General features: G+C 52.1%; 14 protein-coding genes. 3 read left to right on the top strand and 11 right to left on the bottom strand.

All coding sequences use genetic code 11. The features are described 5' to 3' along the window. The first annotated feature begins 30 nt into the window (after window positions 1-30). On the top strand, window positions 31-1,485 hold the full coding sequence (gene xylB / locus MNO13_RS00825; protein ID WP_241939427.1) for a xylulokinase: 1,455 nt from the start codon (window positions 31-33) through the stop codon (window positions 1,483-1,485). Window positions 1,486-1,531: 46 nt separating this feature from the next. Here the strand turns inward: xylB and gntU are convergent, their stop codons facing one another. The 5 genes from gntU to MNO13_RS00800 form a co-directional block, all read right to left on the bottom strand. Then, complete coding sequence (gene gntU, locus MNO13_RS00820) at window positions 1,532-2,872, bottom strand: gluconate transporter (RefSeq protein ID WP_121814698.1); 1,341 nt, start codon at window positions 2,870-2,872, stop codon at window positions 1,532-1,534. Further along, window positions 2,869-3,402, bottom strand: coding sequence for a gluconokinase (gene gntK, locus MNO13_RS00815; RefSeq protein ID WP_064542383.1), 534 nt, complete (start codon window positions 3,400-3,402; stop codon window positions 2,869-2,871). Before gntK ends, gntU begins: the two co-directional genes overlap by 4 nt. A gap of 148 nt (window positions 3,403-3,550) precedes the next feature. Next, the gene (gntR, locus tag MNO13_RS00810) at window positions 3,551-4,546 is read right to left on the bottom strand and encodes a gluconate operon transcriptional repressor GntR (protein ID WP_064542379.1); all 996 of its coding nucleotides are present in this window, start codon (window positions 4,544-4,546) and stop codon (window positions 3,551-3,553) included. 105 nt (window positions 4,547-4,651) lie between these two features. Continuing rightward, window positions 4,652-5,347, bottom strand: coding sequence for a pirin family protein (locus tag MNO13_RS00805; protein WP_064542376.1), 696 nt, complete (start codon window positions 5,345-5,347; stop codon window positions 4,652-4,654). A 123-nt stretch (window positions 5,348-5,470) separates the two neighbouring features. Then, entirely contained in the window at window positions 5,471-6,508 is a 1,038-nt protein-coding gene (locus tag MNO13_RS00800) for an oxidoreductase (RefSeq protein WP_237931738.1), read from the bottom strand. 502 nt (window positions 6,509-7,010) lie between these two features. On the opposite strand from MNO13_RS00800, the gene yhhY reads away from it, so the two are divergent. Continuing rightward, window positions 7,011-7,508 carry an N-acetyltransferase gene (gene yhhY, locus MNO13_RS00795; protein WP_133522155.1) on the top strand — a complete coding sequence of 166 codons (498 nt, stop codon included), beginning with the start codon at window positions 7,011-7,013 and terminating at the stop codon, window positions 7,506-7,508. A gap of 90 nt (window positions 7,509-7,598) precedes the next feature. On the opposite strand, the gene ggt is transcribed toward yhhY, so the two are convergent. Further along, window positions 7,599-9,365 carry a gamma-glutamyltransferase gene (ggt, locus tag MNO13_RS00790; protein ID WP_064542368.1) on the bottom strand — a complete coding sequence of 589 codons (1,767 nt, stop codon included), beginning with the start codon at window positions 9,363-9,365 and terminating at the stop codon, window positions 7,599-7,601. Between the two features lie 141 nt (window positions 9,366-9,506). On the opposite strand from ggt, the gene MNO13_RS00785 reads away from it, so the two are divergent. Continuing rightward, window positions 9,507-9,911: a DUF2756 family protein gene (locus MNO13_RS00785; RefSeq protein ID WP_064542365.1), complete on the top strand. Its 405-nt coding sequence runs from the start codon at window positions 9,507-9,509 to the stop codon at window positions 9,909-9,911. 94 nt (window positions 9,912-10,005) lie between these two features. On the opposite strand, the gene ugpQ is transcribed toward MNO13_RS00785, so the two are convergent. The 5 genes from ugpQ to ugpB form a co-directional block, all read right to left on the bottom strand. Further along, window positions 10,006-10,746: a glycerophosphodiester phosphodiesterase gene (ugpQ, locus tag MNO13_RS00780; protein WP_241939426.1), complete on the bottom strand. Its 741-nt coding sequence runs from the start codon at window positions 10,744-10,746 to the stop codon at window positions 10,006-10,008. Beyond that, window positions 10,743-11,813 (bottom strand): sn-glycerol-3-phosphate import ATP-binding protein UgpC, encoded by a 1,071-nt coding sequence (locus MNO13_RS00775; protein ID WP_121814695.1) that lies wholly within the window; start codon window positions 11,811-11,813, stop codon window positions 10,743-10,745. Before MNO13_RS00775 ends, ugpQ begins: the two co-directional genes overlap by 4 nt. 3 nt (window positions 11,814-11,816) lie before the next feature. Further along, a complete protein-coding gene (ugpE, locus tag MNO13_RS00770; RefSeq protein ID WP_064542356.1) occupies window positions 11,817-12,662 on the bottom strand; it encodes a sn-glycerol-3-phosphate ABC transporter permease UgpE in 846 nt (281 codons plus the stop codon). Next, a complete protein-coding gene (gene ugpA / locus MNO13_RS00765; protein ID WP_121814694.1) occupies window positions 12,659-13,546 on the bottom strand; it encodes a sn-glycerol-3-phosphate ABC transporter permease UgpA in 888 nt (295 codons plus the stop codon). Before ugpA ends, ugpE begins: the two co-directional genes overlap by 4 nt. Window positions 13,547-13,659: 113 nt before the next feature. Next, complete coding sequence (gene ugpB, locus MNO13_RS00760; protein WP_237931746.1) at window positions 13,660-14,979, bottom strand: sn-glycerol-3-phosphate ABC transporter substrate-binding protein UgpB; 1,320 nt, start codon at window positions 14,977-14,979, stop codon at window positions 13,660-13,662. Window positions 14,980-15,091 lie beyond the last annotated feature (112 nt).

Below are 15,091 nucleotides of genomic sequence, written 5' to 3'. Positions count from 1 at the left end.
TTTTACGTGGCGCGTTTGTAAGGAGTCGATATGTACATCGGAATCGATCTCGGCACCTCGGGTGTGAAAGCGATTTTGCTGGATGAGCAAGGTGAAGTGCTGGCGACACGTACTGAAACACTGACGGTGTCGCGCCCGCATCCGTTGTGGTCGGAGCAAGATCCTGAACACTGGTGGCAAGCAACAGACCGCGCAATGAAAGCGCTCGGCGAGCAGCACTCTCTTAAAGATGTGAAAGCGTTGGGGATTGCTGGGCAGATGCACGGTGCAACACTGCTCGATAACCAGCAGAACGTGTTGCGCCCGGCAATTTTATGGAATGACGGTCGCAGCGCAGAAGAGTGCGCCTTGCTTGAAGCAAGCGTACCCGATTCCCGCCAAATTACCGGCAACCTGATGATGCCCGGTTTTACCGCACCAAAACTGCTGTGGGTGAAACGCCATGAACCTGAAGTCTTCGCGAAAATAGATAAAGTCCTGCTGCCGAAAGATTACCTGCGTCTGCGTATGAGCGGCGTGTTTGCCAGCGATATGTCTGACGCCGCAGGTACCATGTGGCTGGATGTCACGAAGCGCGACTGGAGCGATAAAATGCTCGACGCGTGCCAGTTGAGTCGCCAGCAAATGCCAGATTTATTCGAAGGCAGCGAGATTACTGGCACATTGAAAGCAGACGTCGCACGTGCGTGGAATATGCCTGCCGTACCGGTGGTTGCAGGCGGTGGCGATAACGCCGCGGGCGCAGTCGGTGTCGGCATGATGGATGCGGGCCAGGCTATGTTATCGTTGGGAACGTCTGGCGTTTACTTTGCGGTAAGTGAAGGATTCCTCAGTAAACCGGAAAGTGCCGTCCACAGCTTCTGCCATGCTCTACCCCATCGCTGGCACCTCATGTCAGTGATGCTCAGCGCCGCATCGTGTCTCGATTGGGCGGCAAAATTAACCGGTATCGAGAGCGTTCCGGCACTGCTGGAAGCCGCCGAAAAAGCCGATGAAGACGCTGGTGAGATCTGGTTTTTACCGTATCTGTCTGGCGAGCGTACGCCGCACAATAATCCACAGGCAAAAGGCGTTTTCTTTGGCCTGACCCATCAGCATGGGCCGGCCGAACTGGCCCGCGCCGTGTTAGAAGGCGTGGGTTATGCGCTGGCGGATGGTATGGACGTGGTGCATTCCTGCGGAGTCACACCGCAAAGTGTCACACTGATTGGCGGTGGGGCGCGCAGCCCGTACTGGCGGCAAATGCTGGCAGATATCAGTGGGCAAAGGCTGGATTATCGCACCGGTGGAGATGTCGGCCCAGCGCTGGGTGCAGCACGGCTGGCGCAAATCGCCATGTCGCCAGATAAACCGCTGCAAGCGCTGCTTCCGCAGTTACCGCTTGAGCAACAGCACAAACCAGACATGGCCCGACATGAGCAATATCAGGTACGTAGAAAAGTGTTTAACCAGATTTATCAGCAGTTGTTACCGCTGATGTCGTGACACAAAACATAACGCTCTGGATTTACCAGAGCGTTAAATCACATACTTAAGACAGCAGCGTAAACGCAATCATCCCGACAACTGCACCAGTGGTACCAAGAATGGTTTCCATCATGGTCCAGGTTTTCAGGGTTTGCCCTTCTGTCGCGCCGGTAAATTTACCGAAAAGCCAGAAACCGGCATCGTTAACGTGGCTCACGACGATGGAACCCCCAGCAATACAAATCGACAATGCTGCCATTTGTGCGCCGCTGTAGTTGAGCTGTTCGATAACCGGCATCACCAGGCCAACTGCAGTCAGACAAGCTACGGTTGCCGAACCCTGGATGATACGCACCGCTGCCGCCAGCACGAAGCAGGTCAATGCAATTGGCAAGCCCAGGCCAGTCAACGCTTCGCCCAATGCCGGGCCAACACCTGAATCCACCAGCACTTGTTTGAACACGCCGCCCGCACCGATAACCAGCAGGATGATTCCCGCAGGTTGCAGCGCGTGACCACAGATTTCCATGACCTTCTCTTTCGCCATACCCTGGCGGTACGCCAGACCGTAAATCGCCACCAGGCAAGCAACCAGAATCGCCGTGAACGGATGGCCGATAAATTCCAGCCACTGGTACAAGCTGGAACCCTGCTCGACGAAACGCGCAGCGATAGTTTTCATGCCAACTAACACCAGCGGCAGCAGGATCAGCGAAAGACTGAAACCGAACGATGGCAGTTTGCCTTCGCCCAGGTGCGGTTCAGTGATGTCGTCAGGAATATGTAGTTCGACGTATTTGCTGATGAAGTTACCAAACAGCGGCCCGGCAATAATCATACTTGGAATCGCCGCGCACAGACCCAGCAGAATCATCCAGCCAAAATCGGCGTGCATTTGGGAGGCGAGCAGCATTGGCGCAGGCCCAGGCAGCAGAAATGCCGCAGCGGCTGCAACGCCCGCAAACAGAGGAATAACCAGTTTAACAAGGTTAGTGCCGGTGTGGCGCGCCATGGAAAAGGCTACGCTTATCAGCAATACAATAGCGACTTCGAAGAATAGCGGCAGCGCACAAATCAGGCCAGCCAGGCCAATCGCATAGTGCGCGCGACTGTGACCAAAAGACTTCAGCATTTTGACCGCAATCTGGTCTACCGCGCCGGTTTCATGAAGAATCTTGCCAAACATCGCGCCGAGCGCGACGACGATAGCCAGAAAGCCAAGCGTTCCGCCCATCCCTTTTTCCATGGTTGCCGCGATTTTATCGAGCGGCATCCCGGAAAATATCCCTGCCCCAATTGAAACCACCATCAAAGCAACGAAGGCGTGCATTCGCGCCTTCATCACTAAAAACAGCAGCAGCAAAACCGAGCCAACTGCTGTTAAAACAAGCGTTAATGTACTCACTGCGCACTGCCTTTATTAATGACCTCAATGGTGCTCGCCACCACGTTTTCCAGTGACTGGTCGATATTTACCACCAGAACATCCGGCTCATCCGCCTTCGGCTCTTGCAGCGTTTCAAACTGAGTCACCAGCATCTGCGTTTTGAAGAAGTGGCCTTTGCGTGCTTTCAGGCGGTTTTCAATCACTTCAAAATCACCTTTCATGTAGATGAAAGAGAGATTCGGGTTACCTTCACGTAATTGGTCGCGATAGACTTTTTTCAACGCAGAGCAAACGATCAAGGAGACTTTGTTGGTGCGCTGCATAGCGAAAGCTGCATCGTTTAATGCTTGTAGCCACGGCTTGCGATCTTCATCGTTAAGCGGCTCACCGGAAGCCATTTTCGTGATATTGCAGCGTGGATGCAGGAAGTCGCCGTCCAGGAACGCCGCTTTGAGTTGGTGTGCAACTTCGCTTGCAACAGCAGATTTACCGCTGCCAGAAACGCCCATCAGGACGTAGATATGGTGGTCGTGGTTGGTAGTGCTCATCGCGTAGCTCCGACTGGCGCAACAATTTGTAATTAGAAATTGTTACGGGTAACTGTTATCGGTAACATTGTCAGTAGAGCGTTCGCAATAAGCAATAACCATTCACTTAAAAAGTGAATAAGTGTGAACTATATCAAAAATTATGGCGCTAAATTGAACCGCCAGGGGAAAGTGTAAAGCCCAAATCGAGCATTTGCGGCGTCACTGCTTCACCGCGAATTCTCGCCAGTAAACGCTCAGCACCAATGCGCCCCATACGTTCACGCGGCGTTAACACACTGGCAAGACGGGGTTCCATAACCTGACCAATATCGTGGCCGTGGAAACCGGCAATCGCCATATCTTTTGGAATGCTCAGCCCCTGGCGTTGGCATTCAAATGCCGCGCCAATAGCTAAGTCATCGTTAGTACAGAAGATACTGTCGAGCTGCGGATATTCACGACGCGCCTGGCGGAACAATTCGATACCAGTGGAGTAAGAAGAGGATTGTTCGACCATCACGCTGTACGGCACCAGACCGGCGTCCAGCATCGCTTGCTCGTAGCCTTTTTTCTTGATCACGGTACGTTCATCAAGGCGTGCGCCAAGATACGCAACGTGACGGTGACCACGGGCAATTATCGCGGCAGTCATTTGGCGTGCGGCTTCGAAGTTATCAAACCCCACGGCGATGTCGAGACACGGTGAAATGCTGTCCATCAGTTCCACTACCGGAATACCTGCCACTTCAATCATTTTTAGGGTGCGCGGGGTATGGGTGCGTTCGGTGAGGATCAAGCCGTCGATATTCCAGGAAAGCATTGATTCCAGACGCTCTTCTTCCAGCTCAGGTTTGTAGCCGTAGTGAGCGAGCATGGTCTGGTAGCCGTAAGCATCAACCACGTTTTCAATGCCACGCAGCACTTCCGCAAAAACCTGGTTGGTCAGCGAGGGTAGTAACACGCCGATAGCGCGGCTTGTGGAATTAGAAAGGATGTCTGGTGCGCGGTTGGGAATGTAGCCAAGTTCATCAAGTACGGCAGCAATTTTTACCTGTAACGTCGCGGAAACCTGGTCAGGGTTACGTAAAAATCGGCTGACCGTCATTTTGGTCACCCCTACGCGGTCTGCAACGTCCTGTAATACCGGTCTTTTCTTTTTCATTATCCTGCTGTACTGGTTGACTATCGACAACGAAGTTTAGCACGGACAAAGCACAACCTTCCCCCTGTTTTGAGGAAGGTTGTGACCGGTAACTATCAGTATTTATTAGACTGGTGGTAAATCAAACAGCAGGACTTCACTTGCTTCATTGGCATGAATCGAAATCGCTTGTTCATCCCACACAGCAATAGCATCACTGGTTTTTGCCTGAGTCCCGTTGATAGACACATCACCTTTGACAACCTGCAGCCAAATGCGGCGATCTGCCGGAATCTGGTAGACAGATTGTTCGTCTTTAGCCAATGCCCAACGCGACAATTCCATATCTTGATTCACCTTCAGGGAACCGTCACGAGCATCTGGAGACAGCACCAGTTGGCGGCCCTGTGGTGCATCAAAACGACGCTGATCGTAACGCGGCGTGATGCCTGTTTTATCCGGGATGATCCAGATTTGGTACAGACGCAGGCGCTCGGTTTTGCTTGGGTTGTACTCCGAGTGAGTAATCCCGGTACCGGCACTCATAATCTGGAATTCCCCCGCTGGAACCTGTTCTTCGTTACCCATGCTGTCGCGATGCGCAACCGCACCTTCCAGTACATAGGTCAGGATTTCCATGTCTTTGTGTGGGTGAGTCCCAAAGCCTTCACCGGCTTCCACGACGTCTTCGTTAATCACACGTAATGCCGAGAAACCCATGAAATTGGCATCGTAATAGTTAGCGAATGAGAAGGTGTGCCAGCTATCCAACCAACCATGATTGGCGTGACCACGTTCTTCAGCTTTTCTTAAAAAGATCATCTTTGTTTCTCCGCAATTCGTTTGATGGGCTAAGTGTGGACCCGAATCGGAAATGATCATAGAGGGCGAAAATTGACGCCTCTGTTCAAAAAATGTGAACGAGTCAGAGGCGTCAGAGCGGAGCTAAGCGAGGGTCACGACAGAAGGAGAAGGCTGTTCGAAACCGCGCTCAAGGATCTCGAGGTTGGTCAGTGCTTCAATTTCTCTGACGTAATTAGGTTTGCCGTTAACAATGGTTTCATACAGCGCGTCGTACACGCGGCCATAGTCGCCCTGCTCCGGTTTAATCTCTTCGCGCACGGTTTCACCCGCGTCGTTGACGTATTCAAGCACGCCGACGCTGCTGTCTGCTGCAAAGCCCGGCTCACCGGGCATGATGTAAGCCTTGAGGCTGGTTTCTTGCTGGTCGATGCCGTATTTAAGGTACGAGCCTTTGGTGCCGTGAACCTGGAATTTCGGATAGTCGATTTTCACCAGGTGGCTGGTTTTAACGATAGCTTTCAGGTCACCGTAAAACAGCTGTGCTTCAAAAGTATCGTCTGGATTAGCCTTATTGCGCACGCTACGAATATCGTAAGCGACGCGATCCGGGCGGCCAAAGATTGAGATGATCTGGTCCATGGTGTGCACGCCAAGGCCGTAGAAAGCACCATCTGCAAAGGTGCCTGGTGCGGTTGCCGCTTCCGGGCGATACATATCAAAGTGGCTTTCTATTTCAACAATTTTGCCCAACTTGCCACTTTCGATGGCTTTTTTCATCGTCAGGAAACAGGAATCAAAACGGCGATTCTGATAAGGCGTGACGGTCAGTCCTTTCGCTTTAGCCAGTTCAAACAGTTGTTTAGCTTCAGCCAGTGTCGGGGTGAAAGGCTTTTCCACCAGCACATTTTTGCCCGCTTCCAGCGCGCGTTTTGCGTATTCGAAATGGCTGTCCTGATGAGTACATACCACCACCAGTTTGACCTGCGGGTCGTTGAGAATGTCATCAAGCTGGCTGGTGAAATGGATGTGGCTGTATTGCGGTTGCTGCTCAATTTCTGGTTTTTCATGGCGACGGAAAATATGCGCGACGTGAAGTTTATCTTTGCGAACCAGAACGTAAGGCAGGTGGTAGCGGGTAGTGCTTTTGCCAAAACCTATAAAAGCGCAGTGTAGGGTCATTGCTTCGTCCTTTTTGACTTTAAATTGCAATTACCCTACTTCATTCTTTGGTTTTTTGGCACCGTGTTTTTTGGCGGATGACGCTGCGCTTATCCGCCCTACGAAAAGACAAAGTGACTGCTTTGCCCAAATTAGTTGGAACTGTTCATGGTTCAGCCGTCGGCGGCGCAGCCAGTTTGTTCACGACCTGCGCGCAGAAACCGGAGCGTACTTAAAGTACGTGAGGATTTCGAGCACAGCTCGGGGACAAAATGGTAAGTAAGCCAGGCTGAAAAAAGAATAAAAAAAAGCCAGCTCAAGGCTGGCTAAAGTAATACTGGAAGCAATGTGAGCAATGTCGTGCTTTCAGGTTATCTCCGTAGGGGTCTCCCCTGAACGCATGGCAATAATAATCATTATCATTCGCACTTGTCTACTAATTTTTAGAAAAACTTAGCAGTTGACGAAAACTAAAAAGTCACTGATGTTTAAGAGGTTACTTAACTATTTGAGGAGAAAAGGAATGAGTGAGATCGTGATACGCCACGCTGAATTAAGAGATCTTGATGCTTTACGTCAGATTAATGCCCAGTCAGAGGTTTATCACAACACGCTACAACTCCCTCATCCTTCTCTTGAAATGTGGGAAGAACGAATGAAGCATCCACCCGCAGGACGCAAACAGCTGGTGGCTTGTGTCGACGATGTTGTAGCAGGGCATCTGGCGCTGTCTGTCGAACAAAACCCGCGTCGTAGCCATGTGGCAACATTTGGTCTTAGCGTTTGCGGGCAACATCGCAATCGCGGTATCGCAAGTGCATTAATGGCAGCCATGACCGACCTGTGTGATAACTGGCTGCGCATCGAGCGCATTGAACTGACAGTGTTTGTTGATAACGAACCCGGCGTGGCGGTTTACCGTAAGTTCGGTTTCGAGATTGAAGGCACCGGTAAGAATTACGCGCTGCGCGATGGTCAGTATGTGGATGCGTATTTTATGGCGCGGTTTAAGCCTGAATAAATCGCCCTCACCCTAACCCTCTCCCTCAGGAGAGGGGACTCGACGGCTTTCTCCTTCTCCTTTGGGAGAGGGCCGGGGTGAGGGGCAAACTTAATATCCGGCAGTCAAATCATCCACCGAACGCGGGTCAGAAGCACCGTATAACGCACCATCTGGCCCTACCATAATGCTCTGCGTACTGCCCATCGCTTCTTTCACCTTCACGTTCTGCCCTTTATCTTTCAGCAATTTGACTGTATCCGGGCTAAAGCCTTTTTCGACTCGTAGCTCATCAGGCAACCACTGGTGATGGAAGCGCGGCGCGTTGGTGGCTTCGGCAACGTTCATCCCGTAATCGATGGTGTTCATCACCATTTGCAGCACAGTGGTGATGATACGGCTACCGCCAGGGCTGCCGGTTACCAGCCAGGTTTTGCCATCTTTCACCACGATTGTCGGCGACATCGACGACAGCGGGCGTTTATGCGGCCCAACGGCGTTGGCATCGCCACCCACCAGCCCGTAGACATTTGGCACACCAGGTTTTGCAGAGAAATCATCCATTTGGTTGTTCATCAGGATGCCGGTGTTACCTGCCACAATGCCCGTACCGAACACGGTATTGAGCGTATAAGTCACCGCTACAGCGTTGCCGTCTTTATCCACCACCGAGAAATGCGTGGTCTGGTTGCTTTCATATGGCGCGAGTTTGCCGGGTTTAATTTCGCTCGATGGACGTGCTTTGTTAATGTCTATCTGCTCAGCCAGCGATTTGGCGTAGGCTTTGTTGGTCAGCGCCTGCCACGGCACTTTGACAAAGTCAGGGTCACCGAGATATTCCGAACGATCGGCATAGGCATATTTTTCCGCTTCAGCCGTTAATTGCATCGCATCAGCGCTGCCAAAACCGTATTTGGCGAGATCGAAGTTTTCCAGAATATTGAGGATTTCCACAATGTGGATGCCGCCTGAAGACGGTGGTGGCATGGAGAAAATCTGGTAGCCACGGTAATCACCGCTAATCGGCGCACGTTCTACGGCTTTGTAATTCGCCAGATCAACCTTGCTAATCAACCCGCCATTCTTTGCCATTTCTTCGGCAATCTGGTCAGCAATTGCGCCTTTGTAGAACGCATCCGGGCCATTTTCGGCAATCATTTCCAGGCTTTTGGCGAGGTTGGTTTGCACCAGTTTGTCGCCCTTTTGCAGCGGTTCGCCGTCAGCCTTCCAGAAAATAGCTTTGCTGTTTGGATGATTCGGGAGAACTTCTGCACCATAAACTTTCAGGTCTTCAGCCAGTGCATCGTTCACCGTGAAACCGTCCTGTGCCAGTTTGATTGCAGGCTGGATAACTTTGTTCAGCGGCAGTGTGCCGTATTTTTCCAGCGCCAGAGCGAAGCCCGCCACGGTGCCAGGCGTGCCTGATGCAAGATGTGAGGTAAGGGATTTTTTGCTGTCTGCATTGCCTTGCGCATCGAGGAACATGTCGCGCGATGCTTTTTCTGGTGCCATTTCACGGAAATCAATGGCGGTGGTTTTACCATCTTTGGTGCGCAGCATCATAAAGCCACCGCCGCCGATGTTCCCCGCCTGCGGGTGGGTTACCGCCAGCGCAAAACCGACTGCAACAGCGGCATCGACCGCATTCCCGCCCTGCTTGAGAATCTCGACACCGACTTGTGTGGCCAGCGAATCCTGCGAGGCAACCATGCCATTTTCAGCACGTACTGGATGGAAGACATCGGCTTCGACGCCGTAAGATACAGGAGCCGCAACCGGAGGCGGTGCGGCACTAACAGAAAGGCACAGTCCTATCATTAGCGCAGGAATGGTCATCCAACGCAGAATTTCCAGACGAATATTTTTCCACTGCTTCATCGTTATGTTCTCCATGTTTGGGGAATCCCACGATAAGCCTGGCCCAAAATTGGAAACCCGCCTGGCTAAAAATCCTAAATAATCATCGTAGTGTCAGAAAACGATTAAACTTAGTAGATCCCCCAAATGGAGGAAGTGACGATGAAAAAAATACTTATGCTGGCAGCTTTGCTGCCATTGACCTGTTTGGCACAGCCGATTAATACCCTGAATAATCCCAATCAACAGGGTTATCAGATCCCGAGTCAGCAACGGATGCAGCAACAAATGCAAACCCAGCAGATACAACAAAAAGGGATGTTAAATCAGCAGTTACAAACGCAAACCCGCGTGCAGCAACAGCATCTGGAATCGCAGATAAATAACAATTCGCAGGGCGTCTTTAAATCGACAACAACGCCTGCGAATGAGCTGGATGTCGGGACACAACAAGTGTTGCCAAATACCAATGGTGGCATGTTAAACAGTAGCGCGACCAGCAGCGGGCAACAGCATATGCTGCAACCGACGACCAATGGCAGCATGTTGAATCCTGGGACTCATTAAGCCCCGACGTAAGGAAAATGGTGGATGACGCTCACGCTTATCCCCCCTTACCGTAGGTCGGATAAGCTTGCATCATCCGACATGGACCTGGCATTTAGTACGTAAAATCTGCACCAATTTGGTCGATACAGTCGGTACAGATGATATCCACACCCCAGCGCAGCAGCGTAGCTGCTCGTTGGGGATTATTCACCGTATAAACCAGAATATGTAATCCCGCCGCTTTCAGCTCCTGCACACGCGCTTCATCGAGCAATTTATGATTCAAGTGAATGGCAACACAACCCAGGCGGGCGGTCAGTTCACACCAGTCATCGCGCCATTCGTCGAGTAACAACCCACGCGGTAATTCAGGCACGGCAAATTGTGCGGCTTCCAGCGCTTCGATAGAAAACGAAGACAGCAATGGCGCGGTTTGCCCTTGCCATAATTCAAGTGCTGCCAGCGCGATCGTTTTTCCGGTTAGCGCATCAGTACCGGTGGTCGGTTTGATTTCAATATTCGCCATCATGCCATGTTGCTTACACCGCGCGGCAACTTGAGAAAGCAGCGGCAATGGTTCGCCTTTAAACTCACCGCTATACCAACTTCCGGCATCGACATTCAGCAGTTTATCCCAGGGTAAATCGCCCGCGATGCCCCAGCCGTTACTGGTGCGTTCCAGAGTGTCGTCATGCAGCAGGAAAATGTGCCCATCCTGTGAAAGCTTGGCGTCGAACTCAATCATGGTGTGCCCGTAACGCGCACCGACATCAATCGCTGCCAGCGTATTTTCCGGTGCCAGTTTGCCACCGCCACGATGGGCCGCGACTTTCGGGTATGGCCAGTTGCTCATAAACGTTGTCCATTATCTTTAGCAAAGAAATGTAGATGATTTTCAGGCAGATGTAGCCACAGCGTACTACCGGGTTGTGGGCGTTCCTGATGCGTCAGGCGCACCACCATTTTTTGCTCGCCCCAGCGCCCGTGCACTAAATTATCTGCACCGAGCATCTCCAGCGTATCCACCAAAAAGGGCACGCCGCCTGCGGATTGTGAGCTTAGCGCAATATGTTCCGGGCGGATACCCAGCGTCACCGCAAGCCCCTGAAGCCCATTCGGCGCATTGCCTAATGGCAACGCCATGCCGCTTGCCAGTTCAAAACGCGTGCCGTCAGCACTGATTTTACCTTCCAGCAGGTTCATGGCGGGCGAGCCGATAAAACTCGCCACAAAGCGGCTTGCCGGGCGTTCGTAGACTTCAACAGGCGTGCCGATTTGTTCGGCGACGCCTTTGTTCATCACCATCACGCGCTGCGCCAGCGTCATCGCTTCGACCTGGTCGTGCGTCACGTACAAACTGGTAGTTTTCAGGCGGCGGTGCAGCTGTTGTAATTCGAGGCGCATTTGTACGCGCAGTTTGGCATCCAGGTTGGATAACGGTTCATCGAAGAGGAAAACCGCCGGATCACGCACAATAGCGCGCCCCATCGCCACGCGCTGGCGTTGGCCGCCGGAAAGTTCGCGTGGGCGGCGTTTCAACAAGCCATCGAGTTCAAGAATACGCGCCGCTTCCACCACTTTCTGCTGAATATGCGCTTTGCCCATGCCGCGGATTTTCAGCCCCCACGCCATGTTTTCTTCCACACTCATATGCGGATAAAGCGCGTAGTTCTGGAACACCATCGCGATGCCACGCTCTTTCGGTTCCATTTCGGTGACGCGCTGGCGGTCAATCCAGATATCGCCGCTGGTGACGCGCTCAAGCCCGGCAACCATGCGCAGCAGCGTCGATTTACCGCAGCCCGACGGCCCCACCATCACAATAAATTCACCGTCTGCGACATCCAGCGTCAGCGGCTCAATGACCTGAGTTTTGTTGTCCCAACTTTTGCTCACTGCCTGTAGTTTTAGTCCTGCCATGGGTTACTTCTCACTATCAACAAGGCCACGCACGAACGCTCGTTGCATGGCTAAAACGATAATTACCGGCGGAATCAGCGTCAGCAGCATCGCCGCCATCACCTGGTTCCACTGGGTGGAGCCTTCACCGGAAGACATCATGCCTTTAATACCCGCCACGGCGGTGCCAAGGTTGACGTCGCTAATAATCAGCAGCGGCCAGAGATACTGGTTCCAGCCGTAGATAAAGGTGATGACAAAGAGTGCTGCGAGATTAGTTTTTGAGAGCGGCAAAACGATGTCACGGAAGAAGCGCATCGGCGATGCGCCGTCGATACGTGCCGCTTCCATTAACTCGTCGGGAAGCGTCATAAAGAACTGGCGGAACAAAAAAGTAGCGGTTGCCGAAGCCATTAACGGCAGCGTCAGGCCGGTGTAGCTGTCGAGCATTTTGAGGTTTGCGATAACTTCTACCGTCGGGAAAATACGCACTTCAACCGGCAGCATCAGGGTGATAAAAATCATCCAGAAGAACAGGTTACGGAACGGGAAGCGGAACCAGACAATCGCAAAGGCTGAAAGCATTGAGACAGTGATTTTGCCAATGGTGATGACCATCGCCATGACAAAACTGTTTAGTAGCATCAGGCCAAACGGCGCACTGTTGGCACCGACGCCGTGCGTCCAGATATAAGACATGTTTTCCAGCAGATGCGTACCTGGAATCAGCGTCATCGGCGTCTGGAAGACGGCTTCGTTATCCAGTGTCGCCGCGACAAACGCGACATACAGTGGGAACAAAATCACGATAATGCCCAGAATCAGCATCGTGTGGCTGAAAATCGTCAGCCCGCGGCGGTTCTCAATCATTGGTAGCGCACCTTACGTTCCACGAAGCGGAACTGAATCACGGTCAGGATGATGACTAAGAACATCAACACCACGGATTGCGCCGCCGACGCGGAAAGATCGAGTCCGGCAAAACCTTCGCGATAAATTTTGTAGATAAGCGTGGTCGTCGCTTGTACTGGTCCACCGCCGGTCGCGGCGTCAATAACCGGAAAGGTATCGAAAAAGGCGTACACCAGATTAACCACCAGCAGGAAGAAACTCACCGGCGCAATCAGCGGTAACGACAGCTTGAAGAAGCGCCGTACCGGGCCTGCCCCGTCAATAGAAGCAGCTTCAATCAACGAACGCGGAATCGACTGTAACGCCGCAAAGAAGAACAGGAAGTTGTAGCTGATTTGCTTCCACACCGAGGCAAACACCACGAGGAACATCGCCTGGCCGCTGTTTTGTGCGTGGTTCCAGTGGTAACCAAACTGCTCAAGCACGTGAGTTAGCAGGCCGCGCCCGGGGTTAAACAGGAAAATCCACAGTACGGCAGCAATCGCCGGAGCCACCGCATACGGCAGCAGCATTAACGTTTGGTAAATTCGGCTGCCACGAATGACGTAATCCGTGAGCGCGGCGAAAAACAGCGACACCAGCAAACCGCTGCCAGCGACTAATCCACTGAAAATTAAGGTGGTATAGAAAGAGTCAAGATAGTAGCTGTCATGGAAGAGTTGTTTGAAATTTTCCAGGCCAACAAACGTGCTTGAAAGCCCAAACGGATCGACATTTTGCAGTGAATACCACAACGCTTCGCCCGCAGGCCAAATAAAAAAGATAATGGTGATAAGCAGTTGCGGCAGCACTAGCGCATACGGCAGCCAGCCGGAACGGAACACCGGACGAGAAGATGACATAGCGTGACTCTTATAAATAGCATTGTCGCCCTCACCCCGACCCTCTCCCCCAGGAGAGGGGGAAAAGAAAGTCCCCTCGCCCTCAGGGAGAGGGTTAGGGTGAGGGTTGTTTATCAGGACTTAGTCGATTGCTCGAAACGGCGCAGCAACTGATTACCACGCTCAACCGCGCTATCTAATGCTTGCTGAGGGGTTTTCTTGCCGGTCCATACCGATTCCAGCTCTTCATCCACAACGGCACGAATCTGCGGCATGTTGCCCAGACGCAAGCCTTTAGTGAACGGCAATGGCGGCTTGTTCAGCATCTGGCGCGTGGCGATATCAGCACCTGGGTTTTTCTCGTAAAAGCCTTGTTCACGCGTCAGGTCGTAAGCAGCTTTAGTGATAGGTAAGTAACCGGTTTTCTGGTGCCATTCAGCCGCAATTTCTGGTTGAGTGAGGAACTGCATAAACTCGGCAACGCCTTTGTAAGTCGTGGCGTCTTTACCCTGCATCACCCACAAACTTGCCCCGCCGATAATGGCGTTTTGTGGCGCATTCGGGATGGTTGCGTCGTAAGGCATCATGCCCACGCCGTAGTTGAATTTGGCGTATTGACGGATATCAGCCAGCGAGCCAGAAGACGCGGTGGTGATGGCGCAATCCCCGCTGTAGAACTTTTCGGTAGATTCATCTTTGCGGCCAAAGTAGCTGAAATCGCCCTTCTTGTTCAGCTCTTCCAGCATCGCAATGTGTTTCACTTGCTCGGGTTTGTTGAATTCCAGAACCGCATCGGTGCCATCAAAACCGTTGTTTTTGGTGGCAACCGGCAGGCCGTTCCAGGCGCTGAAGTTTTCGATTTGAATCCAGCCTTGCCAGCCACTGGCATAACCGCATTTCATGCCTGCCGCTTTAAGTTTGGCGGTGTACTCGGCCAGGTCTTGCCAGGTTTTTGGTGGCTGATCCGGGTTCAGGCCAGCTTTCTTAAAGGCGTCTTTGTTGTAATACAGAACTGGCGTGGAGCTGTTAAATGGTTGGGAGAGCAGACGCCCGGTTTTTGAATCGGTGTAGTAACCGGAAACCGTTGGCACAAACTGAGATTCGTCGAACTTAATGCCTGCATCGCTAAAAACTTCATATACCGGCTTGATGGCTTTCGAGGCCATCATGGTCGCCGTACCCACTTCATAAACCTGCAAAATGGCTGGCGCATTGCCCGAACGGAAAGCCGCAATCCCTGCCGCCAGGTTTTGTTCGTAATTACCTTTATACACCGGGACAATTTTGTAATCAGGGTGCGTCTGGTTGAAGCGTTGAGCCAGTGAATCGACTTCTTTGCCCAGCTCACCTTCCATTGAATGCCAGAACGGAATGGAGGTGGCGGCGATAGCGCTGCTGCTAAGTACGCATCCAAGCGCAAGGCAAAGTGTTGTGAGTCGTAACGATGCAGTCATGTGTATATCCCTGGAGGTTGTCATTAGGTCACTGCGCGAAAATACGCGTTTTTGTTCGCATCAAAACATGACATGCGCGAATGACAGAAAAATAACCGTGGGGTGACAGAAT

The organism is Buttiauxella ferragutiae (assembly GCF_022637515.1).
Classification (GTDB): domain Bacteria; phylum Pseudomonadota; class Gammaproteobacteria; order Enterobacterales; family Enterobacteriaceae; genus Buttiauxella; species Buttiauxella ferragutiae.
Note: the sequence above shows the minus strand (reverse complement) of the source record. Positions and strands in the feature narration are given on the sequence as shown.